The sequence below is a fragment of the Duganella sp. LjRoot269 genome, from assembly GCF_964254095.1.
Lineage (GTDB): Bacteria > Pseudomonadota > Gammaproteobacteria > Burkholderiales > Burkholderiaceae_D > Rugamonas > Rugamonas hordei.
The window spans coordinates 144,479-170,540 of the sequence record NZ_CAXUSL020000001.1; the positions used below are offsets into that span (position 1 = coordinate 144,479).

At 64.9% G+C, this 26,062-nt stretch carries 21 protein-coding genes and 1 pseudogene; 7 read left to right on the forward strand and 15 right to left on the reverse strand.

The annotated features are described in order from the left end of the window. Positions 1–29: 29 nt before the first annotated feature. Positions 30–944, reverse strand: coding sequence for an MBL fold metallo-hydrolase (locus ACSQ3S_RS00485; protein ID WP_436141294.1), 915 nt, complete (start codon positions 942–944; stop codon positions 30–32). Between the two features lie 105 nt (positions 945–1,049). Between ACSQ3S_RS00485 and ACSQ3S_RS00490 the strand changes: the two genes are divergently transcribed. Further along, positions 1,050–1,550: a DsbC family protein gene (locus ACSQ3S_RS00490; protein ID WP_436141295.1), complete on the forward strand. Its 501-nt coding sequence runs from the start codon at positions 1,050–1,052 to the stop codon at positions 1,548–1,550. Between the two features lie 22 nt (positions 1,551–1,572). Here ACSQ3S_RS00490 and ACSQ3S_RS00495 read toward each other — a convergent pair whose 3' ends face one another. From ACSQ3S_RS00495 to ACSQ3S_RS00520, 6 genes and pseudogenes are all read right to left on the reverse strand, one after another. Further along, positions 1,573–2,403 carry a substrate-binding periplasmic protein gene (locus ACSQ3S_RS00495; protein WP_436141296.1) on the reverse strand — a complete coding sequence of 277 codons (831 nt, stop codon included), beginning with the start codon at positions 2,401–2,403 and terminating at the stop codon, positions 1,573–1,575. A gap of 98 nt (positions 2,404–2,501) precedes the next feature. Continuing rightward, on the reverse strand, positions 2,502–4,406 hold the full coding sequence (locus ACSQ3S_RS00500) for a family 2A encapsulin nanocompartment cargo protein cysteine desulfurase (protein WP_436144974.1): 1,905 nt from the start codon (positions 4,404–4,406) through the stop codon (positions 2,502–2,504). 47 nt (positions 4,407–4,453) lie between these two features. Then, complete coding sequence (locus ACSQ3S_RS00505; RefSeq protein WP_436144975.1) at positions 4,454–5,386, reverse strand: family 2A encapsulin nanocompartment shell protein; 933 nt, start codon at positions 5,384–5,386, stop codon at positions 4,454–4,456. A gap of 64 nt (positions 5,387–5,450) precedes the next feature. After that, a pseudogene (locus ACSQ3S_RS00510) lies at positions 5,451–5,725 on the reverse strand (helix-turn-helix domain-containing protein). Next, the gene (epsC, locus tag ACSQ3S_RS00515; protein ID WP_436141297.1) at positions 5,722–6,645 is read right to left on the reverse strand and encodes a serine O-acetyltransferase EpsC; all 924 of its coding nucleotides are present in this window, start codon (positions 6,643–6,645) and stop codon (positions 5,722–5,724) included. Before epsC ends, ACSQ3S_RS00510 begins: the two are co-directional and overlap by 4 nt. Positions 6,646–6,647: 2 nt before the next feature. Then, positions 6,648–7,115: a rhodanese-like domain-containing protein gene (locus ACSQ3S_RS00520; protein WP_436141298.1), complete on the reverse strand. Its 468-nt coding sequence runs from the start codon at positions 7,113–7,115 to the stop codon at positions 6,648–6,650. Between the two features lie 193 nt (positions 7,116–7,308). Between ACSQ3S_RS00520 and ACSQ3S_RS00525 the strand changes: the two genes are divergently transcribed. After that, positions 7,309–7,893 (forward strand): hypothetical protein, encoded by a 585-nt coding sequence (locus tag ACSQ3S_RS00525; protein WP_436141299.1) that lies wholly within the window; start codon positions 7,309–7,311, stop codon positions 7,891–7,893. Between the two features lie 20 nt (positions 7,894–7,913). Here ACSQ3S_RS00525 and ACSQ3S_RS00530 read toward each other — a convergent pair whose 3' ends face one another. Then, entirely contained in the window at positions 7,914–8,717 is an 804-nt protein-coding gene (locus ACSQ3S_RS00530) for a hypothetical protein (RefSeq protein WP_436141300.1), read from the reverse strand. Positions 8,718–8,799: 82 nt separating this feature from the next. Here ACSQ3S_RS00530 and ACSQ3S_RS00535 point away from each other — a divergent pair, with 82 nt between their 5' ends. Beyond that, complete coding sequence (locus ACSQ3S_RS00535; RefSeq protein WP_176653434.1) at positions 8,800–9,348, forward strand: lipocalin family protein; 549 nt, start codon at positions 8,800–8,802, stop codon at positions 9,346–9,348. Here the strand turns inward: ACSQ3S_RS00535 and ACSQ3S_RS00540 are convergent. Together ACSQ3S_RS00540 and ACSQ3S_RS00545 are read right to left on the reverse strand one after the other, a co-directional pair. Continuing rightward, positions 9,345–10,232 (reverse strand): LysR family transcriptional regulator, encoded by an 888-nt coding sequence (locus ACSQ3S_RS00540; protein ID WP_353401484.1) that lies wholly within the window; start codon positions 10,230–10,232, stop codon positions 9,345–9,347. The two genes, ACSQ3S_RS00535 and ACSQ3S_RS00540, sit on opposite strands and share 4 nt — an antisense overlap. A gap of 64 nt (positions 10,233–10,296) precedes the next feature. Then, positions 10,297–11,316, reverse strand: coding sequence for a YeiH family protein (locus ACSQ3S_RS00545; RefSeq protein ID WP_353401486.1), 1,020 nt, complete (start codon positions 11,314–11,316; stop codon positions 10,297–10,299). Positions 11,317–11,484: 168 nt separating this feature from the next. Here ACSQ3S_RS00545 and ACSQ3S_RS00550 point away from each other — a divergent pair, with 168 nt between their 5' ends. Next, positions 11,485–12,324, forward strand: coding sequence for an arylamine N-acetyltransferase family protein (locus tag ACSQ3S_RS00550; protein ID WP_436141301.1), 840 nt, complete (start codon positions 11,485–11,487; stop codon positions 12,322–12,324). Positions 12,325–12,361: 37 nt separating this feature from the next. Here ACSQ3S_RS00550 and galA read toward each other — a convergent pair whose 3' ends face one another. Together galA and ssb are read right to left on the reverse strand one after the other, a co-directional pair. Beyond that, the gene (gene galA / locus ACSQ3S_RS00555) at positions 12,362–15,250 is read right to left on the reverse strand and encodes a beta-galactosidase GalA (protein WP_436141302.1); all 2,889 of its coding nucleotides are present in this window, start codon (positions 15,248–15,250) and stop codon (positions 12,362–12,364) included. Positions 15,251–15,355: 105 nt separating this feature from the next. After that, on the reverse strand, positions 15,356–15,856 hold the full coding sequence (gene ssb / locus ACSQ3S_RS00560; protein ID WP_176653429.1) for a single-stranded DNA-binding protein: 501 nt from the start codon (positions 15,854–15,856) through the stop codon (positions 15,356–15,358). A 262-nt stretch (positions 15,857–16,118) separates the two neighbouring features. On the opposite strand from ssb, the gene uvrA reads away from it, so the two are divergent. Together uvrA and ACSQ3S_RS00570 are read left to right on the forward strand one after the other, a co-directional pair. Continuing rightward, positions 16,119–18,965 carry an excinuclease ABC subunit UvrA gene (gene uvrA, locus ACSQ3S_RS00565; RefSeq protein ID WP_436141303.1) on the forward strand — a complete coding sequence of 949 codons (2,847 nt, stop codon included), beginning with the start codon at positions 16,119–16,121 and terminating at the stop codon, positions 18,963–18,965. Between the two features lie 8 nt (positions 18,966–18,973). After that, the gene (locus ACSQ3S_RS00570) at positions 18,974–19,891 is read left to right on the forward strand and encodes an AraC family transcriptional regulator (protein WP_436141304.1); all 918 of its coding nucleotides are present in this window, start codon (positions 18,974–18,976) and stop codon (positions 19,889–19,891) included. On the opposite strand, the gene ACSQ3S_RS00575 is transcribed toward ACSQ3S_RS00570, so the two are convergent. Both ACSQ3S_RS00575 and ACSQ3S_RS00580 read right to left on the reverse strand, forming a co-directional pair. Further along, positions 19,873–20,952 (reverse strand): DUF4034 domain-containing protein, encoded by a 1,080-nt coding sequence (locus tag ACSQ3S_RS00575; protein ID WP_436141305.1) that lies wholly within the window; start codon positions 20,950–20,952, stop codon positions 19,873–19,875. The two genes, ACSQ3S_RS00570 and ACSQ3S_RS00575, sit on opposite strands and share 19 nt — an antisense overlap. Positions 20,953–21,038: 86 nt before the next feature. Next, the gene (locus tag ACSQ3S_RS00580) at positions 21,039–22,847 is read right to left on the reverse strand and encodes a DUF885 domain-containing protein (protein WP_436141306.1); all 1,809 of its coding nucleotides are present in this window, start codon (positions 22,845–22,847) and stop codon (positions 21,039–21,041) included. A gap of 214 nt (positions 22,848–23,061) precedes the next feature. On the opposite strand from ACSQ3S_RS00580, the gene ACSQ3S_RS00585 reads away from it, so the two are divergent. Continuing rightward, positions 23,062–24,495, forward strand: coding sequence for an aldehyde dehydrogenase family protein (locus tag ACSQ3S_RS00585; RefSeq protein WP_436141307.1), 1,434 nt, complete (start codon positions 23,062–23,064; stop codon positions 24,493–24,495). Here the strand turns inward: ACSQ3S_RS00585 and ACSQ3S_RS00590 are convergent. Then, complete coding sequence (locus ACSQ3S_RS00590) at positions 24,464–26,014, reverse strand: carboxylesterase/lipase family protein (RefSeq protein ID WP_436141308.1); 1,551 nt, start codon at positions 26,012–26,014, stop codon at positions 24,464–24,466. The genes ACSQ3S_RS00585 and ACSQ3S_RS00590 overlap by 32 nt on opposite strands. Positions 26,015–26,062 lie beyond the last annotated feature (48 nt).

Genomic DNA, 26,062 nt, shown 5'->3' on the forward strand with positions numbered 1-26,062 from the left:
AACAGTTGTAAATCGGCAAGCGGCGACGGTCACCCCTGCGCCATGGCGGTGGCGGCGGCGCTCCACAGCGAGCCGGGATTGGCGCGCTCCGGATACAGCTCCAGCATGCGGTCGTACAGCTCGCGCGCGCTGCCGGTGGCGTCGTTCAGGCGGATGAAGTCCTGCAGGTACTGGCGGGTTTCAACCACGCAGCGCGGATCGTCGCCGTTGCCCGGCAGCTTGTGGCCGGCCACCACCGCCGACGGCTGCAGCGCGGCGATCCGGTCGAGCGCCGCCAGCCAGGACTGGCGGTTTTGCCGCATCGATTCGTTGAGGAAGGGATGGATGCCGTTGTAGACCGCGTCGCCCGCCACCACCAGACCGATCGCCGGCACGTGCAGCACGGTGGTGTCGTCGGTGTCGGTATGGCCGACATCGACCACCCGCAGCGTCTGCCCCTCGAGCTCGATGCGGTCGCCGCTCAGCGGCGCGGCGGCGGCCAGCACCTCCGGGATCTGGTTGGGGAACAGCTTGCGCCAGCGGGCGTCCAGCTGGGCCGGCACGATCTGCTGGCGCATGCGCTCGACCACCGCCGGCGTCGCCAGCCCCTGGGCCTGCGGGAAGCGCCGCAGCAGCATTGCCAGGCCGAAGAAATGGTCGGCGTGCGCGTGGGTGGCGTAGATGGCCTTCAGGTTCTTGCCGGTCGCGGCGATCTGGTCGGCCAGCTTGTTGGTCTGCTCGATGGTGAGGAAGGTGTCGATCAGCACGGCATCGCGCTCGCCGTAAATCAGCGTGGCCGAGTTGGCCACCCACATCAGCGACTCCTTGCCCGGCGGGATGTCGCGGGTCAGGCCCGGGCGGGTGGCGGTAAATACCTGGTAGCGCAGCGGCGCTGCCAGGGCGGCGCCCGGCAGCGCGGGCAGGATGGCGGCTGCGGCCAGTTTCAGCAGGTCACGACGGTGCACGGAATTCCCCTTATTGATTGCGAATACAATTAATAAAGTATGCGGCAAGCCCCATGCGCTGTCAACAAGGCTTTATCATGGCTGATGGACACGCTTTTCATATACTTGACGGCAACCTGGCTGAGCTTGGCGGCCGCCGTTCCGGCCCAGGCCCAGCAGATGGCGGCGCCGGCCCGCATCGACTTCGCCAGCCTGCCGCTGCAACGCGCCATCAAGGTCGTGCACGGCAACGGCGCGCGCCGGCTGGCCGTGTTCTCCGATCCCGATTGTCCCTATTGCCAGCTGCTCGAGCGCGACACCTTGGAGCGGCTCGACAACGTCACCATCTACACCTTCCTGTTCCCGCTGGCGCGGCACGGCGACGCGGCGCGCAAGTCGCAGCTGATCTGGTGTGCGCCGGACCCGGCACTGGCTTGGCAGGAATGGATGCGCTACCGCAAGCTGCCGGCCGCGCGCGCCTGCGTGCCGCCGCTGCGGGCCAACCTGACGCTGGCCAACAAGCTGGGCATCCGCGTGACGCCGACCTTGATACTGCCGCAGGGGGAGGCGGTGCTGGGCGCCATCGACGCCGAGACGCTGGAAGGCAAGCTCGGCGAGTCGCCCTGACGCCGGCTGTGTGCCTGACTAATTAATTGCCGGACGCACCGTACTTGCGCAGGATGCGGGCCACCGTGCCGTCGGCGCGCATGGCTTCCATTTCGGCGCGCCATCTGCGGCCGTCCTCCTCGCTGAAGTCCAGCGATCCCGCCAGCCACACCTCGCCGCTGCGGAACATGGCGCTGAAGTCGTATTCGCTTTCCTTGTTGCCGTCCAGGGTGGCGGCATAGCGGTGGATGTCCTCGCCGCCGTAGGTGGCGTCGGCGATGCCTTTCTTTACCATGCGCATGCACTCCCTGACGGTCGAGCATTCGGACACCTCGAGGAAGCCGGCGTCCACCAGCGTGCGCTTGTGCGGTGAGCCGCGCAGCACCACCAGCCGCTTGTGCGCCAGCGCCTGCGGATCGTGCACGTCGACGCCGCCGTGCGCGCCGACAAAGATAAAGCGCTGGCGGTAGAGCCTGACCATCCAGCGGTATTGCGGCTCGCGCTCGGGCGTGCGGGTCAGCGGCAACACCAGCATGCGCGGCAGATGCTTGACCATCGTCAGCGCGCGCTGCCATGGATAAAACTCCACGGTGACCGGCGTATCCAGCCGCCGCAACAGCTCCTGCGTCATTTCGACCAGCGAGCCGGGACCGGCCTCGGACTGCGACATCGCATACGGCGGCAGCTCGGCCACCGCCAGCCGCAGCGGTGACGGCTCGGCGGCCGGCAGCACGCCCGGCAGCAAGGCCAGCGGCGCGGCCAGCAGACAGCAGCGCCTCCATCTCATGAACCCGAGCGTTATCCGGCGGACGCGCAGCGTTTGCAGCAGCGTCTCCGCCTGGCTTACTTCGTCCCGGGTTTCAGATGCCGGCATCGTTATCTCCGCAGCGATCAGTCGCTGCGGAGCAGTATCCCACGAAGTAGTTGCAGTTGAACAGGCCGCATGGCACCTGTTGCAAATCGGCAGCGGTGCTAGCCCTTGCGCCGCTGCGACGCCAGTCCCCTGACCACGGCGACCAGGCGGTCGATTTCATCGAAGGTGTTGTAGAACGCCAGCGATGGCCGCACCGTCGTTTCCACGCCGAAGCGGCGCAGGATAGGCTGGGCGCAGTGGTGGCCGGTGCGCACGGCGATGCCCTCGTCATTGAGCGCATGGCCGACTTCCTCGGTGCTGTAGCCGTCCAGCACGAAGGACATGACGCTGGCCTTGTCGGCGGCGGTGCCGATCAGCCGCACGCCCTTGATCGTCGCCAGCTGCCGCATGCCGTAGACCAGCAGGTCATGCTCGTAGCGGGCGATGTTTTCGATGCCGATCTTGTTGACGTAGTCGATGGCGGCGCCCAGTCCGACCGCGTCGGCGATGTTGCCGGTGCCCGCTTCGAACTTGTTGGGTATCGGCTGGAACACGGTTTTTTCAAACGTCACGTCGGCGATCATGTTGCCGCCGCCCTGCCACGGCGGCATGTCCTCCAGCACTTCGCGCTTGCCCCAGACCACGCCGATGCCGGTCGGGCCGAACACCTTGTGGCCGGAGAACACAAAGAAGTCGGCGCCCAGGTCCTGCACGTCGACGCGCATGTGCGACACCGACTGGGCGCCGTCGACCAGCGCCCTGGCGCCGGCGCGGTGCGCCAGTTCGACGATTTCCTTCACCGGCGTCACCGTGCCGAGCGCGTTGGACACCTGCGTGACCGCGACGATTTTGGTGCGGTCGTTGAGCAGCTTGCGGTATTCGTCGAGCAGCACCTGGCCGCTGTCGTCGACCGGGATCACGCGCAGCTTCGCGCCCTTGGCGGCGGCCAGTTGCTGCCAGGGAACGATGTTCGCATGGTGCTCGAGGTTGGAAACGATGATCTCGTCGCCCTCGCCGACATGCTGCGCGCCCCAGCTCTTGGCCACCAGGTTGATCGCTTCGGTGGTGCCGCGCACGAAGATGACTTCGTTGACGTCCGGTGCGTTGAGGAAACGGCGCACGCGCTCGCGCGCCCCCTCGTAGGCGTCGGTGGCGCGCGCCGCCAGCTCGTGCGCGGCGCGGTGGATGTTCGAATTCTCGTGCTCGTAGAAATAGCTGATGCGGTCGATCACCGACTGCGGCTTGTGCGTGGTGGCGGCGTTGTCGAACCAGACCAGCTGGCGGCCGTTGACGCGCTCCTGCAGGATCGGAAAATCACGCCGCACGGCGTGCACATCGAACGGCGGATGGCGGTCGCCGCCGGCCAGCGGCACGGTCGCGTGCGGCGCCGGCTTGGCGGGCGTGACGTAGCCGCTGGGCAGCACCACCGAATCGACGAAATAGTACTGCGGCGGCGATGGCTGCGCCCCTGCGGCGGGCAACCCGGCAGAGGTCGGAGCGCTCAGTCCGCTCTGCTGCGGCGGCGACGGGAACAAATCCGTCCGCGGCCCGGCCGGCTCCGCCGCCGCCGGCACGCCCACGTCATTGAGGAAGTAATACGGCGACGCGCCCGCCTGCGGCCGTCCCGCATCCAGCGATTCCGGCACGCCGAGCAAGGCGCCGCCGCTGCGCGGTTCGTAGGCCGGCACCGCGCCCAGCACCTTGTCGGGCACGCCGTTGCCGGCTTGCGCGGCCGGCAGCAGGGCCGGCGCGCGATTGCCCAGCGACAGCACCTGCGTCGGCGAAGCCGGCAGCACATTGGTGCCGGGAATCTGCCCCTGCGGAATCGGCGTGCCGGGCACGCCGGGACCGAAGCCTGCCGGGCTCACCAGCGGCGAGCCGGGCGGTGCGATATTGCCGGGCGCCTGCGCGCCGTGCGGCGCGAACGACTGTCCGGGCAGCGCGGAAAACAGCTCGGTCGCCAGGCGCGCAAGCACGGCCGGATCGAACGGCGCGCCCGACGGTTCCGGAACGCCGGCCGGCACGCTGGCCGGCTGGGAAGTGGGGGGCGAAAGTAGGCTCACGTTGCGGCTTATTTGTAGGTATCTGGATAGTCGTGGTACTTGCCGATCTCAACGTCGTCGAGCACGGCCAGCGCGTCGCTGGTCAGCACGGCGAGCGAGCAATACAGTGAGATCAGGTACGACGAAATCGCATGGTTGTTGATACCCATGAAGCGAACCGACAGGCCGGGGCTTTGCTCGCCCGGCAGGCCCGGCTGGAACAGGCCGACCACGCCCTGGCGCTTGTCGCCCACGCGCAGCAGCAGGATCTTGCTCTTGCCGTCGGCGACAGGCACCTTGTCCGACGGGATCAGCGGGACGCCGCGCCAGGTGATGAACTGCGAGCCGAACAGGCTGATGGTCGGCGGCGGCGTGCCGCGGCGGGTCGCCTCGCGGCCGAAGGCGGCGATCGCCAGCGGATGGGTGAGGAAGAATGCCGGCTCCTTCCAGACCTTGGTCAGCAGCTCGTCGAGGTCGTCCGGCGTCGGCGCGCCGGTCAGCGGGAAGATGCGCTGCTCGTCGGTGACCTGCGCCAGCAGGCCGTAGTCCGGATTGTTGATCAGTTCGCTTTCCTGGTTTTCCTTGATGGTCTCGATGGTCAGGCGCAGCTGTTCCTTGATCTGGTCGTGCGGGCTGCTGTACAGGTCGGAGACGCGGGTATGCACGTCGAGGATGGTCGAGACGGCGTTGAGGAAATACTCGCGCGGATTTTCCTCGTAGTCGACGTAGGTGCGCGGCAGCTGGTTTTCTTCCTCGCGGGCGGTGCAGGTGACCTTGATCGCTTCCGGATTCTTGACCTTGTTGAGGCGATAGATGCCCGCTTCCACCGGCACCCATTGCAGCAAATGCGTCAGCCAGCGGGGGCTGATGGTCTCCAGCTGGGGAGCGGTTTTGGTTGCGTTCGCAAGTTGCCTTGCCGCGTTATCGCCCAACGCTGTAGTACCGCCAACTGTTGCCGACATCATGACTCCAATTCAATAAGTTAAGGAAAAGACCCGCCCAGTGTGCGGCCTGCGCCGCCAGGGCTCAACATGCTATCGCCATCAACCGGCCGCCTCGACCCAGGTCCGGCTGCCGAACGACTCGCCGTGCGTCAGCAGGGCCGACGGCGCCAGCTTGAGCGCGGCGGCCAGTTTCTCCACCGTCGCCAGCGACACGATGACGCTGCCGCGCTCGATCTCGCCAACGTAGGAACGGTTCAGGTCGGAGTGCTCGGCCAGCCGTTCCTGCGACCAGCCCCTGGCCTCGCGCAGCTGCCGCACGCCGAGGCCGAAGCCCTGCACCAATGCGCTGCCGCTCATGCGGCACCTATGCCGTTGGCGAACGCGCCCACCCGCGATTCCGCCTGGGCGATGCGGCCACCGGCCGGCACGTCATGCGTCAGCCACACGTTGCCGCCGATGACGGCGCCCTTGCCCAGCGTGATGCGGCCGAGGATGGTGGCGCCGGCGTAGATGACCACGTCGTCCTCCACCACCGGGTGGCGCGGCAGGCCTTTTTGCAGATTGCCGTCGGCATCGGTCGGGAAGCGCTTGGCGCCCAGGGTCACGGCCTGGTACACGCGGACCCGTTCGCCGATGACCGCCGTCTCGCCGATGACGACGCCGGTGCCGTGGTCGATAAAGAAGCCGGAGCCGATCTGCGCGCCGGGATGGATGTCGATGCCGGTCGCGCCGTGGGCCAGCTCGGCCACGATGCGCGCCAGCAGCGGCAGGCCCAGCTTGTAGAGCTGGTGTCCCAGCCGGTAGTGGATCATCGCCAGCACGCCGGGATAGCACAGCAATACTTCATCGACGCTGCGCGCCGCCGGATCGCCCTGGTAGGCCGCCAGCACGTCGCTGTCGAGCAGGATGCGGATGTCCGGCAGCGCCGCAGCGAAGGTGCGCACCACGGCCAGCGCCTCGCCGTCGATATCGCGCTCGTCGTCGCCGCGCAGCGTGGCGTTGTATTTCAATTCGCGCCGCACCTGCTTCAGCAGCCCGTGCAGGGCGGCGTCGAGCGCGTGCGCGACGTGGAAGTTCTCGCTTTCCTGGCGCAGGTCGGGCGGCCCCAGGCGCATCGGAAACAGCACGCCCTTGAGGCTGTCGACGATGCCGGCCAGCGCGTTGCGCGACGGGAATTCCCGTCCGCCGGGCTCGCTGGTGCGGCTTTGCGCGCGGCGCCAGTTGTGCCGCGTCTCGTGCAGCGACTGCACGATGGTGGTGATGTCGAAAGTGGCCATGGCTAGTCCTGGACCCAGGGCAGGCCATGGAAGCGCCAGCCGTCCGCCTTGCCGCGCTGCTGCCGGGCGTCGATTTCGCCTTCGAAGCCCTCCAGCACGTTGAAGACGTTGCTGAAGCCGGCCTTGGTTGCCGCCTCGGCCGCCAGCGCGGAGCGCTTGCCGCTGCGGCACAGCAGCAGCGCGACCGCGTCCTTGCCGCCGATCTTGCTTTCCAGTTCGCGCACGAAGCGCGGATTGCGCGTCAGCGCGGTGCCGGTGGCCCAGGGCACGTGCAGGCTGTCGGGAATGTGGCCGACAAATTTGCGTTCTTCCGCCGTGCGGACGTCGACCAGCAGCACGCGGCGCGTGGAAAACAGCTGCCAGGCGACAGCCGGGGGCACGCCGCCGGCAAACGGCAGTCCGGCGGACTCGGCCTCGGCTTTGACCGATTCCAGCTCGGCGGGCAAGGCAGGTAGAGCGTCAACTAACATAAGGGACCTCGGTAATTGTCTAACGGTGCGGACTCGAATATACGATCCGTTGAAATTAAACAGAACGAATAAAAACAAGTTCGCAAAGTCGAAAAACAAATAAGGGAGGATGTGCGGGGAAGCAGGCGGCGGCGGTCTGAAAGTGCGCGCGCCTTTACAATAGGGTTCCGTTCATCCGCCTGTGCCGACACCGATGCCCGACCACGACAGCACCACGCAACGCGAATTCTTCGACAAGCTGCACGACAAGATCGATGCCTATACGATGGAAGTTGACCGCTTCCATGACGACGCCAGCCACTTCTCGCGCCGCGTCGCCGAATGCGATCGTCTGGTACGGCTGGCCCAGACCAGTCTCACGCAGATCGATGTCAAGGTGGCCGAAGCGGTCCAGATCGAATCGCGGGCGGCCACCATCGCCGGCGCCGCCGGCCGTGAAGCCGGCCGCGTGGCGGCGGAGGCGGCAGGCCAGGCGGTCGATCAGCTGATGCAAACCGTTGCGGGCCTGACCGCCGACGCCGACCGGGTGCGACTGGCGCTCCACCGCAGCGTCGGAAAAACCGGTCTGTGGGTCGCGTTCTACGTCGTCTGCACGCTGGGACTGTGCGTGCTGACCGCCTGCGCCACCTACTGGATCGCGCAAAAGAACGCCGTGACGCCGGACATTGCCCACTACGCCGAACTGGGCAAGATGCACGAGAGCTTGCTGAACAAGGCCAGCGAACGGGAAGTGAAAACCATCAACGCCATCCTGGCCCGGCCCGCCAAACAGAAATAGGCCGCTCGGCCGCGACGGCCTCAGCGCGACATGCCGGGGTCGCGCGACGGCGTTGGCCGATGCTCGGGCGCTTCCCTATGCATGGCGCGCGACTGCTCATGCTCGCGCAAATACTGCGGATCGTAATGGATCGTCAGTTTCATCAGGTGGGTGAAATCGTCGAACCGCAGCGACTGGAAAGGCTGCGGCGCGCCCGGCACATACACCGTGACCACGCCCTGGAAGCCCGCCAGCCCGCTGGCCCCATCCGTGCCGACCAGCGCGTACAACTCGGTCAGATAGCGCTTGAAGCGCTGGATATTGCTGCCGGTCGTGCGGCGCTCGATGAAGGCATCGATGAATTCGGCGGCGCGCCACTCGCGCGCCACCGCCTTCGGCAACCCGCGCCCCAGCACGGCGCCAACCTTGGCGACATAGCGCGCCACGACGATCTCTTCCATGGTCTGCCGCCCCAGCCCGGGCAGGTCGAGCTGGACCGGCCGCCCCCAGGCCGCATGGTGTATCGTTTGCGCACGCGCCAGCCGGGCGCTGTCGGCGGCACAGGAATCGAGCAGCCGCAGCCGCTGCTCCTTCGTGCCCTCGGTCTTCAAGCGCTCCTCGCTGGCCTTGAACTCGATCAGCGCAAACTGGCCGCGGGCGGCGAACAGGTAGTCGGCCAGCGCCTGGTCCTGCCCGCACAACGCGCTGCCGACCACATACGGGTGATGCGCGCCGGCCTCGTGCGACGAACGCACCCTGGCGTCTATCATTTTGGAAAACTCGACGATCAGCGCCTGTTCCATGTCGCGGAACAGGGCGGCGTCTGCTTTGTGTGTTGTGCTCATGGGTTTAGCATACCGGATCCTCGCGTCCGGCGGCTGGGACGCGCTTGCACTACCATGTGGTTTTCCGCCGCAGAGGTATGCCATGCAAAAATTGTTGATCGCCGCCATGTTCTCGCTTGCCAGCCTGCACGCGCCGGCTGCCGAAACGCCGCTGGTCACCATCGCCGCGCTGGACGTGCCGCGCTACATGGGCACCTGGTACGAAATCGCCAAGTTCCCGAATTGGTTCCAGCGCAAGTGCGTCGCCGCCACCACCGCCAACTACACGCTGCAAAAGGATGGCAAGGTGGCGGTGCTGAACCGCTGCCAGACCGCCGGCGGCGAAATGATACAGGCCACGGCCGAGGCACGCCAGGTCGGCGGCACGACCTCGCCTAAACTGCAGGTGCGCTTCGCGCCTGCCTGGCTGTCGTTGCTGCCGATGGTGTGGGCCGACTACTGGGTGCTCGACATCGATGAGGACTACCAGCTGGCCGCCGTCGGCGAGCCGCGCCGCGAATATCTATGGATCCTGTCGCGCACGCCGTCCGTGACGCCGCAAGCCTACGAGGCGCTGGTCGACCGGCTGACGCGCCAGGGCTTCGATACCAGCCAGCTGGTCAAGACGCCCGCCATCAAGACCACGCCCTAGGGAGCGATCTCGCCGAGCAGCTGCTCCAGCGCCAGTGCGGCGCGGCTCTTGGACCGCTGACGGTGATGCAGCAAGGAAAACGGCCGGGGTGGCAGCGCGAAATGCGCCGCGCGCAGCAGGCCCGCCTGCAGGTCGGACGCGACCACCAGCTCCGACACCACCGCCGCGTACGGACCGGCCATGACGGCCGAGCGCACAGCCTCGTTGGATGGCAGCGCCAGCACGACGTCGAGCTTGGCTGCATCGATGCCCATGCCGCGCAGCCGCGTCTCGAACGCCGAACGCGTGCCCGACCCCTGCTCGCGCATGATCCATTGCGTCGCCAGCAGCGCCTGCGCGCTGACCGGCTTGCCGTCGGCCCATGGGTGGGCGGGGCCGACCACCGCCACGATGCGGTCCTCGGCGATCGCGCTGACGCTCAGCTCGATTTCGTCGATGCTGTCTTCGACGAAGCCCAGGTCGGCCCGCCCCTCCAGCACCGCCTGCGCGACGCTGCGGGTATTGCCGACGGTGAGGCTCAACTCTATTTGCGGGTAGCGCTGGCGGAAACGCAACAGGCGCGGCGGCAGCCAGTAGTTGGCCAGCGTCTGGCTGGCATGCAGCGTCAGCGCGCCGCGCTTCAGGCCGGCCAGTTCGGCCAGGGTCAGCTCGGCGTTGCGCGCGGCGCCCAGCGTGGCGCGCGCTTCGATCAGAAACAAGCGCCCCGCCTCGTTGACTTCGATGCCGCGGCCGATGCGGTTGAACAGCGGCGTGCCGTAGCGCTCTTCCAGCGCGCGGATCGAAGCGCTGACGGCGGACGGCGTCAGCGCCAGCGCGTCGGCCGCCTGCGTCAGGTGCGCGCGTTCGGCCACCGCGATGAAGATGCGCAGCTGCTCCAGCGTCATGGCGCGTCCTTCAGCTGCTGCTCCAGCAACACTGCGGCGCGATGGTTATCGGTGGTTTGCATGGTCAGGCGATGCCCAGTAATTTGATCAACGCGATGCTGATTGCCGACAGCGCCAGCAACGACAGCACAACCACCATGGTAACCCGGCCGCCGGCCCGCAGCACAGCGCGGGCATCGACGCCCAGTCCGAGCGCGGCCATCGACATGATGGTCAGCACATCGGCCGCGTGGTGCGCCGGCGGCAGCAGCATGGCAGGAATCAGGCTCAGCGAACGCAGCGCCATCAGCAGCAGGAAGCCGACGATGAACCACGGCAGCAGGTGCGACAGCTGCGGCGCGGTCCGTTGCTGCCGCTGCCGGGGCCCCCACAGCGACAGCGACAGCACGACCGGCCCCAGCATCAGCACCCGCACCAGCTTGACCAGGGTACCGATGTGGGCGCTGGTCAGCGAGACGGCATTGGTGGCGGCCAGCACCTGTGGCACGGCGTACACGGTCAGCCCGGCAAACACGCCGTACTGGACCGCCGACAGCGACAGCAGCGGCATCGCCAGCGGCAACGTCAACACGACGATCACACCCAGCACGGCGGTAAACGAGATCGACGCGGCCACGTCCTGGCCGTCGGCGTCGATGACGGGCGCGACGGCGGCGATGGCGGAATTGCCGCAAATGGAATTGCCGCAGGCGATCAGGATGGCCATCTTGGCCGGCAAGCCGCTCAGGCGGCCGATCGCGTAGCTGCAGGCGATGGCCAGCACGACCACGGCGGCGATGCCGGCGATCAGCATCCAGCCTTTTTCCAGGATGGCGGCGGCGCTGACGGACGCGCCCAGCAGCATGACGGCGATCTCCAGCAGCGTCTTGGCGCCTGCGTGGATGCCGGCGTCGTAACGGCTGTGCAGGCGGCAGAAGGTGCGCAGTGCGCTGCCCAGCAGGATGGCCAGTACCAGGCTTTCCAGCCAGGCCCGGCCGAACAGCCAAGCTTCCAGTCGTTCCAGCCCCAGCGCGGCGGCAGTTACCGCGCCACATAGCAGCAACCCAGGCACCAGGGCCCGCAACACCGTGTTCGATATACGCATTTCATTCTTCCTTATTACCTTTTCTAATAAGGGAAGTATGGGATCGTCAATCCATGCAGTCTATTGATATGTTTTTTACGAACCGTTCACATAAATCGAACAATCATGACGAGGCACGGCGCTGGTATGATAGTGATCCTTTCGCTAACATTCAAAGTAGGCGGGACCATGGAACTACTGGACGCATATTGCGCGCGCATAGGCTATACCGGCCCGCGCGCCCCCACCTTGGAGACGCTGCGCGCCCTGCACCAGTTGCACCCGGCCGCCATTCCTTTCGAAGCCATCGACGTGCTGCTGGACCGGCCGGTGCTGCTGGCGCCGGAAGCGGTGGACGCCAAGCTGATCCATGCCGGGCGCGGCGGCTATTGCTTCGAGCAGAACAGCCTGCTCCAGCGGGTGCTCGGCGCACTGGGCTTCCAGGTGGAGCCCTTGATCGCCCAGGTGCGATGGATGGCGGGCGCCGAAGCCTTGCACCGGCCGCGCACGCACATGGTGCTGCGCGTGACGATCGACGGCCAGCCCTGGCTGTGCGACGTGGGCTTCGGCAGCAGCGTGCTGACCTCGCCCATCCGCTTCGACCTGCAAACGCCGCAGTCCACGCCGCACGAGCAGTTCCGCCTGACGCCCCAAGGCAACGAGCATCTGCTGGAACTGCTGCTGGGCGACGACTGGATGCCGGTCTACCTGATCGCCCCGTCGCCATGCCGCGACGGCGACTATGAGATGGCCAACTACTACACGTCGACCTACCCGCAATCGCACTTCCGCCGCGACCTGATCGTGGCGCGCACCACGCCCGAGGCGCGCCACGCACTGCTGCGCAACCGCCTGACGATACGCCGCGCGGACGGCGGCAGCGAGCGCCGTTTCCTGTCGGCCGACGAAATCGAACTGGCGCTGGCCGAAGTGTTCCGTCTGCCGGTGGCGCCGGACTGGCGCCCCGTGATCGAACACGCGGCGGCCACGGTGTGGGATGAACATCATGGCGCCGGATCGGCCTCGTAGTCCGCCGCACATACCAGCCGCGCATTCCTTCTTGCCACTAGCGCAACTGGAACCGGATCGTCGACGCAGACAAGCCGTTCGACCTCGCCACCAAGGCTGCCTCGCCGGCTTCGCCGGTCGATTGCACGATCACTTGCGCCCAGCCGTTGAACACGCGCCGACGCCATGGCGCGGCTGGCGAGATGACCCGCAACACGCCCCATTTGCTCATCCCCGCGGATCGGTCGAGCATCCCCTGGACGCCGCCTTCCGGCGTTGCCACCACATAAGCCAGGCTGTTTTCCTGCTTCAACTGCGCCCCCTCCAGTGCGACCATCAGCCCCCCCTCGACCTGCGTCGCGCTGACCGCGCGACCATTCACATACACCGCTTGATCGGCCCCCAGCTGGTCGATGAACAAGGCGGCGCGATCGTTCGGCGCCATTGTGGGGCCGGCGAATTGGCCGCGCAGCACCACATGGCTGGTCGCCGCCGGTTGGTTTTCCGGCGCCAACCAGACACCCGGGTCGCGCCAACCCGAGGTATCCACCGTCTCGGCATGCGCCGCTGGATGATCCGGGCCGTCGACAGCAAGAGTGCGCCAGCCAGAAAGAGGATGGAACGCATGCCGGTCGGCCGGATGGTCCGGCTCGTGCGAACCCGGATCGCCATTGCCAACACCGATGATGCGAATTGGGCCGGATGCTTCGAAATCGATCTGGTCGCCGGCTGTCGGCACAATCCTTCCTGCCGCATCGGCAACATTCACCCACACCACCGCGATATCGGTTCCGTCAGCCTTCAGGGCAGCCTTGTCGGCGCTGAGCAAGATCCGCGATACCGTGCCGGTGGTGGTGACCTCGTCCCTAGCCACTGACTTGCCGCTGCGATATGCGGTCGCCGTCACTTTTCCCGCTTTATACGGCACCGTCCACTCCAGATGCCCATCCTTGGGCAGCGCCTTGAGGCCAAGAGAGCGCCCGTTCAGGAACAACTCGACCGCTTCGGCATTGCTGTACACGTGCACCTTGATCGGCTGGCCTTCCCTCCCATCCCAATTCCAATGCGGCAGGATATGCACCATAGGTTCACGCGTCCACACGGACTTGAGGTAATACGCCGTATCCTTGAATACGCCGGTCGTGTCCACCATGCCAAACTGCGACGAGATGGCGGGCCAGCCGAAGGGAGTGGTCTCGCCGCGATAGTCAAAACCAGTCCAGACGAACATCCCGGCCATCCAGTCACGCGCCTGTACGCGGTGCCAGCCTTCTTCGATACTGAGACTGTTGCCCGGCCTGCCTTGGCGATCATATGCGTTCAGATGGGAGCGTGTCGGTTCATCGAAGTAGACGCCGCGCGTGGCGAAGGTGGAGCCCTCCTCCGACATCAACGCCGGCTTGGCGGGATGATCGCGATGAAACTGGTCGACATCGTGCTGGGCGCCATAGTTAAAGCCGATGACGTCCGCGCCCAGCGACACACCCTTGCCCGATCCGCTGGTTGCCACCATCGTACGCCGCGTCGGATCCAGGCGTTCGACCTGCTCGTGCATCTCGCGCGCCAGATGGGCGCCCAGTGCGTTCCATTCCAGCGCCCATTCCTCGTTGCCCACCGACCAGATGATGACACTCGGATGGTTGCGGTCGCGCCGAATCTGCCGTTCGAGCTGTCCGCGTATTTCCGGCGCCGTGCCCATCATGCGGTGCTCATCGATGACCAGCATGCCCAGCCGGTCCGCCTCGTCCAGCAATTCCGGTGTCGGCGGGTGGTGCGAGGCGCGGTAGGCATTCACGCCAAACGACTTAAGCTGCTTCAGACGCCAGGTCTGCAAACCGTCCGGCAGGGCCACGCCGACGCCGGCGTGATCCTGGTGATTGTTGGTGCCCTGCAGTTTGAGCGGTTTGCCATTCAGGAAAAAGCCCTGATTCTGATCGAACACCACCGTGCGGATACCGAAACGGGTGTCATAACTGTCAACGACCTTGTTCTCTTGCAGCAGGCTGGTTTTCAGCGTATACAGGCTCGGATCGTCGAGCGACCACAGACGCGGATTGGGCACGGTCAGCGATGAACTGAATTCGCCATCGCGCGCGGTCCCCACACTCAGGCTGGCCTGCTCCGTCTGCGCCACCAGCCTGCCATCGGGCGCGAATACCTGTTGGCGCAGCGTAAACGATTGCGCGCTTTTGCCGTCGTTGGTCACCACAACGTCCATCCCGACGCGCGCCAACTCGCCTTCCACCTTCGGTTTGACGAACGTCCCCCACTGTGCAATGTGCAGCGGCGCCGTCTTGGTCAACCAGACATGGCGATAGATGCCGGCGCCTTCATAGAACCAGCCTTCCTCCATCGTGGCATCAGCGCGTACCGCGATGACGTTGGCGCCGCCGAAATTCAGGTAATCGGTGATGTCGTAGCGAAAGCCCGAATAGCCGCTGGGTTCGGTGCCTATGTAGTGGCCGTTAACCCAGACCACACTGTTGCGATAGACACCATCGAATTCCAGCGCAATGCGGCGGCCTCTGTCTGCAGCCGGAATATGCATGACCTTGCGATACCAGCCAACGCTGTTTTCCGGGAAGTTGCGGCCGATGGCGAGCGAGCCGTGGTTGGCGTCCGCGCGCGCATCAAACGGCAGTTCCACCGCCCAGTCGTGCGGTAGATCCACCTTGCGCCATGCGCTATCGCTGAAGTCGGCGCTGGCCGGACCATCGCCATAGCCTGCCTTGGCGAAGAAAAAAGGACGCGTGCCATAGCGAAAGTCCTTTTGCGCATCGTACGCGTGGCCGTAAGCGAAGCGCCAGTCCTTGTCGATGTTGATGCGTTCGCGGCCGACATCGGCCCGCGCCGCGGTCAATGGCAATGCCTCGGTCGCAGCACCGGTGACGCATGCGCCGCATGCAAGAATGATGGCGATTAGTGCACTGCCCCGTCGACTACGCATTCGGTCTCCTTAGTTTTTTCGGACGCAGATTTATTCGCCCTGCAAAAAACCCCATAACTTCAAAGAGTTATGGGGTTTTGTTTACTTCTCTACAGCAGGTACGCCTTAGAACGGAATATCGTCATCCATGTCCGAGAAGTTCGGTGCCGGTTTCGGTGCCGGGCGCGGTGCCGGGGCGGCCATTTGCGGACGCGGTGCCGGTGCCTGGCGCTGTTGTGGCGGGGCTTCGTAGCCGCCGCCGTCGTCCATGCCGCCGTCGCCGCCCATGCCCTGGCGGCCACCCAGCATTTGCATCTGCTCGGCGATGATGTCGGTCGCGTATTTCTCGACGCCGTCCTTGTCGGTGTACTTGCGGGTCTGCAGGCGGCCTTCGACGTAGACCGACGAGCCTTTTTTCAGGTACTGGCCGACGATTTCAGCCAGGCGGCCGAAGAACGAAATACGGTGCCATTCGGTGAGCTCTTTCTGCTCGCCGGTGTTGCGGTCCTTCGATTTGTAGGATGTCGCCACAGCAATGTTGGCGATCGCGTCACCGCTAGGCATGTAGCGAATTTCCGGATCGCGACCCAGATTGCCGACGATGATGACTTTGTTGACTGATGCCATGTATAAAACTCCTGAGTAACGGCGGCCGCACGGGCGGGCTGTTTAACAAATGCTAAACGACGATTATAGTCGAACGACACGCGAGGGCTATCATTTTCGGCATCCGTCCCCATCTGCCGAGGTCGGCGTGAAGTTGAAACGTCGCAAGAAAATACTGGTATTATATACAGTGTCAAGCCACCCGAATGCGATCCAGCTCAAGGTCGGCGCAAGTAATCAAACCCGGCTATAGTTACGGGTTGACTCTAAAGGCCAAATATCCATGGAACAGATCCGCATCCGCGGCGCACGCACGCACAACCTCAAAAACATCAATCTCGACCTGCCGCGCAACAAGCTGATCGTGATTACCGGCCTGTCCGGCTCCGGTAAGTCATCGCTCGCTTTCGACACGCTGTACGCCGAGGGCCAGCGCCGCTATGTGGAATCCCTGTCGGCCTACGCCCGCCAGTTCCTGCAACTGATGGAAAAGCCGGACGTCGACCTGATCGAAGGCCTGTCGCCGGCGATCTCGATCGAGCAGAAAGCCACCTCGCACAACCCGCGTTCGACCGTCGGCACCGTGACCGAGATCCACGACTACCTGCGCCTGCTGTACGCGCGCGTCGGCACGCCTTACTGCATCAACCACCCGGACAACGCGCTGGCCGCGCAGACCGTCTCGCAGATGGTCGACGCCGTGCTGTCCATGCCGGAAGCGACCAAGCTGATGATCCTGGCGCCGGTGGTGGCCAACCGCAAGGGTGAGCACTCCGACCTGTTCGAGCAGATGCAGGCCCAGGGCTTCATCCGCTTCCGCGTGCAGAGCGGCACGCACGACGCCAAGATCTACGAAGTGGACGACCTGCCCAAGCTGAAGAAAACCGAGAAGCACACCATCGACGTCGTCATCGACCGCGTCAAGGTCAGCGCCGATATCAAGCAGCGCCTGGCCGAGAGCTTCGAGACCGCGCTGCGCCTGGCCGACGGCCGCGCCGTGGCCCTGGAAATGGACAGCGGCGCCGAACACGTCTACTCCAGCAAGTTCGCCTGCAACGAGTGCGGTTATTCGCTGCAGGAGCTGGAGCCGCGCCTGTTCTCGTTCAATAACCCGATGGGCGCCTGCCCGGAGTGCGACGGCCTCGGTCACATCGAGTTCTTCGATCCGAAGCGCATCGTCGCCTTCCCCAACCTGTCGCTGGCGTCCGGCGCCGTGAAAGGGTGGGACCGCCGCAACCAGTTCTACTTCCAGATGCTGTCCAACCTGGCGGCCTTCTACGAGTTCGACCTGGACCTGCCGTTCGAGCAGTTGCCGAAGACGGCGCAGGAAGTGATCCTGCACGGCTCGGGCAAGACGCAGATCCCGTTCAGCTACGTCAATGAGCGCGGCCGCACCGTCGTCAAGGAGCACACGTTCGAAGGCGTGGTGACCAACCTGTCGCGCCGCTACCGCGAGACCGATTCGATGGCCGTCAAGGAGGAACTGGCGAAGTTCATCAACGAGAAGAAGTGCCCGTCGTGCGACGGCGCGCGCCTGCGCGTGGAAGCGCGCTACGTCAAGGTCGGCACCGGCAAGCAGGAAAAAGCCATCTACGAGATCGCCGAGAAGCCGCTGCGCGACACGCTGACCTTCTTCGAGCAGCTGAAACTGAAGGGCGCGAAAAAAGAGATCGCCGACCGCGTGGTCAAGGAGATCATCTCGCGCCTGCAGTTCCTCAACAACGTCGGCCTCGACTACCTGTCGCTCGACCGCAGCGCCGATACGCTGTCCGGCGGCGAGGCGCAGCGCATCCGCCTGGCCTCGCAGATCGGCTCCGGCCTGACCGGCGTGATGTATGTGCTCGACGAACCGTCGATCGGCCTGCACCAGCGCGACAACGACCGCCTGATTGAAACGCTGAAGCACCTGCGCGACATCGGCAACAGCGTGCTGGTGGTGGAGCACGACGAGGACGCGATCCGCACCGCCGACTACATCGTCGACATGGGCAAGGGCGCCGGCGTGCACGGCGGCGACATCATCGCCCAGGGCACGCTGGCCGACATCCTGAAGAACAAGCAGTCGCTGACGGCCCAGTACCTGAAAGGCACGCTGAAGATCGCCGTGCCGAAGAAGCGCCACGTGGCCGATCCGGACAAGCAGCTGGTGATCACCGGCGCCACCGGCAACAACCTGAAGAAGGTCAACCTGAACCTGCCGGTCGGCCTGATGACCTGCGTGACCGGCGTGTCCGGCTCGGGCAAATCGTCGCTGATCAACGACACGCTGTATCCGGCGCTGTCGCGCCACCTGTACGGTTCGCAGACCGAACCGTCGCCGCACGACTCGATCAGCGGCCTGGAACACTTCGACAAGGTCATCTCCGTCGACCAGGCGCCGATCGGCCGCACGCCGCGCTCGAACCCCGCCACCTACACCGGCCTGTTCACGCCGATCCGCGACCTGTTCGCGACGGTGCCGACGGCCAAGGAACGCGGCTACAGCGCCGGGCGCTTCTCGTTCAACGTCAAGGGCGGCCGCTGCGAAGCCTGCCAGGGCGACGGCGTGATCAAGGTCGAGATGCACTTCCTGCCGGACGTCTACGTGCCGTGCGACGTCTGCCACGGCAAGCGCTACAACCGCGAAACGCTGGAAGTGCACTACAAGGGCAAGAACATCACCGAGATCCTCGACATGACGGTGGAGGACGCGCATGAGTTCTTCAAGCCGGTGCCGCTGATCGCCCGCAAGCTGCATACGCTGCTGGACGTGGGCCTGGGCTACATCAAGCTTGGCCAGAGCGCGACCACCTTGTCGGGCGGCGAGGCGCAGCGCGTCAAGCTGTCGCTGGAGCTGTCCAAGCGCGACACCGGCCGCACGCTGTACATCCTGGACGAGCCGACCACCGGCCTGCACTTCCACGATATCGACCTGCTGCTGAAGGTGATCCACCGCCTGCGCGACCAGGGCAACACGCTGGTCATCATCGAGCACAATCTGGACGTCATCAAGACGGCCGACTGGATCGTGGACCTGGGACCGGAAGGCGGCGCGGGCGGCGGCAAGATCATCGCCGCCGGCACGCCGGAAGACGTGGCGGCCAATCCGGCCAGCGTCACCGGCAAATATCTGCAGCTTCTATTGAAGTAAATCTCATCGTGAAACGGGATATCCCGCCGTCGCCCCTCGATCACATGATCGCCATCGTGCAGCAGCATGTGCGGCACGACGACAGGGTGGCGACGGCGATCCCGTTCCTGGCGCTGTACCATTCCTCGCAGCCGACGTCCGTCACGCGCGGCGTGCTCAAGCCGTCGTGCTGCATGATCCTGCAGGGCAGCAAGCGCGTGCACCTGCCGGACGACGTGCTCGATTACGGTCCGGGCGAATACCTGGTGGTGTCGGTGGACATGCCGGCCGCCGGCCATGTCGTCAACGCCACGCCGGACCAGCCCTACCTGTTGCTGAACATCGAACTCGATCCATCGGAAATGGCAGCCGTCGTGATGGAAGCGAAGATCGATATCGAATCGCCGCAGCCGGTGCGCGGCGCCTTCGTCGGCAAGTCCGATCCTGAATTGCAGGAAGCCTTGTACAAGCTGGTGCGCTTGCTCGATGCGCCGCCGCAGGAAGCGGCGTTCCTGGCGGTGGGCGTGAAGCGGGAAATCATCTATCGCATGCTGACCGGCGCAGGCGGCCGCCAGCTGTACCAGAACATCGTGCTCGACCAGCAGGACCGCGGCATCAGCAAGGCCATCGCCTGGCTGAAGGATCATTTCGACCAGCCGGTCAAGGTCGAGGATCTGGCGCAGGCCACCAACATGAGCGTCTCCAGCCTGCACCACCGCTTCAAGGCGGTGACGACGATGGGGCCGATGCAGTATCAGAAGCAGCTGCGCCTGCAGCACGCGCGTGCGCTGCTGCTGGGTGGCGACGTCGACGCCGGTACCGCCGCGTACAAGGTAGGCTACGAAAGCCAGTCGCAGTTCAGCCGCGAGTACCGGCGCCTGTTCGGCGCGCCGCCGATGCAGGACGTGAAGAAGCTACGGATGAAAAGTCAGTCGGCCTTCCAGTGATGGCGTAGGTCGCATACGTCGACCGGGTCGCTCATGTGGGTCTCTTCTTCATACCCTTCCAATTTGGTTCTCAGCGTGCGATACAAAGCGCCATCGGTGGAGCGGCACGCGACATCCGCGTACTTGCCGAGATTGTGGATGCTGGAAGGGTATAGGCGCATCAAATCATCGAATCCAGCCCTGAGCTTGTCCCAGTATGGCGCGGTCTGCGGCTGGTTCCTGAACGGCAGTCCGCTGTTGTAATCAACCAGCCAGTAAAGGCGGGCATACATACCCATTCCTTCGAAATTTTTGGTGAGCTTTGCCACCCCGGAGGCAAACGTCTCATACTGAGCCGCGCTACCGCCCCATTTCGGCTGGTATTGCCTGGCCATCGAGAAATACAACGGGTGATACTCGGGATATTTTCGCACCGCCTCCGTATAGACCGACGCCAACCGCGTCTCGTCAGCGCCCTGGTCTATCATCAGTTCGATCCGCTCAGTGTCAGGAGCAGGACATTGCGTCCCCGCCAGTTGTGGCGCATCGAGCGCCGCTTCGGCCTTGGCCAGGCGATCCCTGAACAACTGCCAGCCTTCCGAGGATACCGTGGATGCGTAGCCGCCGCCACGCGCCTTCCACGCGTAGTGATGCCAATAAATCGCTTCGGCATACATGGCCGCAGCGGACTTGGGAGAGGCCTGCTGCCATGCCTTGATGGTGACCAGATCGCGGTCCCACATCTTCCATGTCGCAAAATTCGCCGCCAGCCCACCCTCGAATTCCGACAGCTTCCACAAACCGTCGGGAAAGCGGTCCTTTCCCGTGCACCACTGCTCGTAGAGTTCATCCAGCCGGGCAAACTGGCGGCCGTTATAGGCTTCCTCTACCAGCCGCTTTCCCTGCAAAAAATACAGGGTCGAGTCGGAACAGGGAATCGGCTTGTTCGATTTGAGATTCATGCAGTTTTGCACCATCTGTCCATCGGCTCCCTTGGCCATGCTGACACCGGACTGCGCGCGCGACGGCGCGCAGTTCAGCAGGGAAAACATGGCCATCGCCATCGGTACTATGCGCTTCATAGGGACTCTCGCAGCAATCACAGGATACGGAATGCTTCAGTGTATCCTGTTGCTGCGCGGGAATATGCGCGGATTGTCACCAATCCTTAGTGCTGCGCGGTGCGGGTCTGCTTCAGCTTCTCCGCGCTGACCCATTCCTTGATGTGCGTTTCCAGCACATCCATCGGCAGCGCTCCGGCGCCCAGCACCTGGTCGTGGAAGCTGCGGATATCGAAGCCGGAGCCCAGCTCTTTACGAGCGTAGTCGCGCAGTTCGAGGATCTTCAGCTGGCCGATCTTGTAGCCCAGCGCCTGGCCCGGCCACACGATGTAGCGGTCGGTCTCGCTCTGCACTTCCACTTCCTCGATGCCCGAGTGGTCGTGGAAGAAGTCCACCACCTGCTGGCGGTTCCATTTCTTGTAATGCAGGCCGGTGTCGACCACCAGGCGGATCGCGCGCAGCATTTCATCCTGCAGATGGCCGTAGTAGCTGTATGGATCCTTGTAGAAACCCAGCTCCTCGCCCAGACGCTCCGAGTACAGCGCCCAGCCTTCGGCATAGGCGGTGTAGTTGCCCTGCTGGCGGAAGGTCGGCAGCCCTTCGATTTCCTGCGCGATGGTCAGCTGCATGTGGTGGCCCGGCACGCCTTCGTGCAGCGCCGTGGTTTCGATGTCGATGGTGGAGCGATGCTCGAAGTCGCCGGTGTTGACCATCACCCGGCCGGCGCGCTTGCCGTCCGGAGAACCTGGCATGTAGGCGGCGGCGGACGCACCCTTCTCGCGGAATTCCTCGACCGGCTTGATTTCCACTTTACCCTTAGGCAGCACGCCGAACTGCTGCGACAGCTGGGTGTACATCTGGTCCGTATATTTCTGGTACAGGTCGATGATCTCCTGACGCGATTTAGGATGCAGCTCGGGCTTGGCGGCCACCGCCTTGTTGAAGCTCTTCAGGTCCTTGTAGCCCAGCTTCTGCGCCGTTTCCAGCATCTGCGACTCGATGCGCTTGACTTCGGACAGGCCCAGCTGATGGATCTCTTCCGGGGTCATGTCGGTCGTGGTCGACGACTTGGCCCTGTACGCATAACGCGCCGCGCCGTCCGGCAGCGACCACATGCCGACGTCCTTGCGGCCGTGTGGCAGGTACTTGGTCTTGGTGTAGAGGGCCAGCCTTTTATACGCCGGGATTACATCCTTCTGCACCGTCGCCAGCACCGCCTTGCTCAGGCGCGCCTTGTCGGCGTCCGAGAACTCTTTCGGGAATTTCTTCAGCGGCTCGGCGAAGGGCGAATCGGCCGGCTTCATCGCCGCCACGTCCTCGCACTGCTTGACGATTTTCGGGATCAGGAACTGCGGCGGCATCAGGTGGTCGTGCACGCCTTTCTCCATCTGCACGCGGGTCTCGTCGAACAGCTTCGGCAGCGCGTGCAGGCGCGTGATGTAGTCCTCGTAGTCCTTCACCGTCTCGAACGGCAGCGCGGAGATGAGCATCGGCGTATCGATGTGGATGCCGGAGTTTTGCGCCAGCGGCATCTCCCAATCCTTGAAGCGCGCGCCGTCGACGTTCTGGCGCAGCTGGCGCACCATCAGTTCGCGGTTCAGTTGTTCCTGCAGCGGGAAGCCGGTGGTGTCGAGCGCCTCGAAGCGCTTGAGGAAGTCGCCGCTGACCTTGATGTCGGCATCGATGCCCGCCTGCGAGAAGTCCGACCATTTGTCGTTGTAGCGCTTGTCGCCCAGCAGCGACGCCCATTCGGGGCTGGAGCGCATCGTGTATTCCCACTGTTCCTTGATCAGGTTGTTCAGCGCCGCGCGACGGCTCTCCAGGTCGGGAGCCGCGCTGTCGGCATGGGCCACACCCAGGATCAGGGAGAACAACAGGGCGCTGGCGACGCCGATGCGGGTGGTTGCAGTTGTCATGTCTATAGGCCTATCGAAAAAATGGTGAGCTTGCACTGTAAGCCGGCGCCCATCGCGGCGCTCACGGATTGAGACGAAATGTTGAAATACAGGCATGGACTGCATTTTTCCGGGATCGGCAGAATCAGGCAAACATGCGGCAGGAATCGGACTGACGCGCGCGGCGGCGAATTTCTAGAATGGCGCCATCTCATCAGATAACCGGAGTTTTCTCATGCGCAACATCGATCAGATTTACATCAACGGCCAGTTCGTCACGCCGCACGGCACGGAACTGGCGGACCTCGTCAACCCAACCACCGGCCAGCTCGCCGGCCAGGTGCGGCTGGGCGACGTGGAAGACACGCGCCGCGCGGTGGCCGCCGCCAGGGCCGCGTTCCCCGCGTTCTCGCGCACCAGCAAGGAACAGCGCGGAGTCTGGCTGCAACGCCTGCACGACGCGGTGCTGGCGCGCGCCGACGAATCGGCCGCCGCGCTGATGGAGGAATACGGCGGCACCTCGGCCAGCAGCATCGGCCGCTCGCGCTATACCGCCAACATGTTCCTCGACGTGAAGAAGGTGATGGACGATCACGCGTTCGTCAAGACGGTGGGCAAATCCAAGGTGGTGCTGGAGCCGGTCGGCGTGGTCGCCATTATCACGCCGTGGAATTCCAGCGCCTGGTTCGTCGCCAACAAGGTGGCGACGGCCATCGCGGCCGGCTGCACGGTGGTGGTCAAGCCGAGCGAGTTGAGCGCCGTGCAAAACCAGATCCTCACCGAGTGCATCCATGCGGCGGGCCTGCCGCCCGGCGTGGTCAACATCGTCAACGGGCGCGGCGACGTGGTCGGCGCGGAACTGAGCGTGCATCCGGACATCAACAAGATTTCGTTCACCGGCTCCACCGTGGTCGGCAAGACCATCGCCCGCGCGGCGGTCGACACCATGAAGCGGGTGACGCTGGAGCTGGGCGGCAAGGGCGCCAACGTGCTGCTGGACGACGCCGATTTCGACAAGGCCGTGCCGGCCGCGATCATGGCCTGCTTCATGAACAACGGCCAGGCCTGCATCGCCGGCTCGCGGCTGCTGGTGCCGGAGCACAGGCTGCAGCAGGTCAAGCAACTGGCGAAGGCGGCGGCCGAAGCGGTCAAGGTCGGCGATCCGCGCGATCCGTCGGTGGCGCTGGGACCTATCGTCACGCGCAAGCAGTACGACCGCGTGCAGCACTACATCAACGCCGGTATCGCCGAAGGAGCCGAGCTGCTGACGGGCGGGCCGGGCAAGCCGGAAGGGCTGGAGGCGGGCTACTTCGTCAAGCCGACGGTGTTTGCCGGCGTGACGCCCGCCATGACGATCGCGAAGGAAGAAATCTTCGGGCCGGTGCTGTCCATCCTGACCTATCGGACGGAGGAAGAAGCGATCGCCATCGCCAACGACACGCCTTACGGCCTGCAGGCCTATGTCAGCTCGACCGACCTGGCCCGCGCCAACCGCGTGGCGGACCAGCTGATCGCCGGCCGCGTCCACATCAATGGCGTGCATGACGATCTGATCGCGCCGTTCGGCGGCTTCAAGCAATCGGGCATAGGCCGCGAGTTCGGGCCGTACGGGCTGGAGGCGTATCTGGAGCCGAAGGCTATTCTCGGCGCAGCGGCCCAGTATCGCTAAATGCCGGCAGCGGATTTGCCTTGAGCTGGGCTTCGCCGCCGATGCGCAGCACGGACGCCGCGGTGCCATCGTATGCCGGCCAGGCCGGCAAGCCTTTTCCGTTCGGGCTACCCGTGCGCGCGAAGTTGACCCAGGTGTCGGCAAGCCTGCTTGCAAGCTGACGGTCCGCGGTGGTCCAGGCACGCCGGTCCAGGTGGAGATTGTCGAACACGTACTGGATCTCGGCGCCATGACCCGCTCCGCAGCCATAGCCGCAGGGATTCTCCGGCTGCGCAGGCTGGTGGGCGAAGAAGTAGACATACGGTTTGGCTCGCCCGTACTTCGCCTGCAGGCCTGCCCAATGCGCCATGCGCCAGCCCCACCAGTCGTTGGTCAGCTGAACGAGGGAGGCCTTGGCCTGGACATCCGTGGCGCCGGGATAGGCGGCCAGCACGGCATCGGATGGCGCATGGCCGAGCAGCTTGGCCACCAGCTCGCGGTGCCTGGCCGCCGTGAAATCGCTGGTGCCCAGGATCTCCGGCGCCAGGTCCTTGCCTTCTTCGGCGTTCCATCCGACCAGCAGGGGCACGTCATTCTGGCGGTGATTGCGATAGGTCGAGGTCAGGTCTTCGCGCAGCAGGCGGCCGTCGACTATCACGCGCGGCGACCAGGCCGCCTTTTGCAAGGCTTCGACGCTCAGCGCGCGCAGGGCGGCCAGATGTTCCGCCCCCATCGCTTTGCCGGCAGCCAGCCCGTCCGCTTCGGCGGTCTTGCGGTCGAACTGGCTGTTTTCCTTGGCGTTGATCGGCATGGCGTCGTTGCCGCTCTCGGCGATGGCGCGCTGGAACAGGCCCTTGGCCAGCGGCGATGCGACCAGGATCGCGACGGATTCGCCGCCGGACGACTCGCCCACTATCGTCACGCGGTCCGGGTCGCCGCCAAAGGCCGCGATGTTGTTCTTCACCCAGCGCAGCGCCGCGATCTGGTCCAGCATGCCCTGGTTTCCGGAAGCCTTGTCCGGCGACTCGGCCGTGAGCTCCGGGTGGGCAAAGAAACCGAATATGCCGAGGCGGTAGTTCAGCGTGACGACGACGGCTCCGCGCTGCGCCAGGTTGGCGCCGTTGTACAAGGGCTGCGCGGCGGTGCCGCCGTAATAGCCGCCACCATGTATCCAGACGATCACCGGCAGGCGCTTCGCTTTTTCAGGCGCCCAGACATTGAGATACAGGCAGTCTTCGCTTTTGGGATTCGTGATCCACGGCGCGGTCTGGGCGCAGGCCGCGGCGTAGCTGCTCGCTTCCTTTACGCCTTGCCACGGCACGACGGCTTGCGGCGCCCGCCAACGGAGATTGCCGACAGGCGGCGCCGCGAAGGGGACGCCCAGATAGGTGTTCAGCGTACCGGCGCGCAAGCCGGTGATTCCGCCGCCCGTCACTTTCACGGGGCTGGTCAGCTGGTCAGGTTGCGCCATCGCTGGCGACAGCAATACCGACAGCGCGCAGGCTGCCATGAACTTGGGCGAAAAACTCGACATCATCATTCCAGACGCTAAATCGGCGAAGGGAAATAGTACTAGCCGGCAGTATCC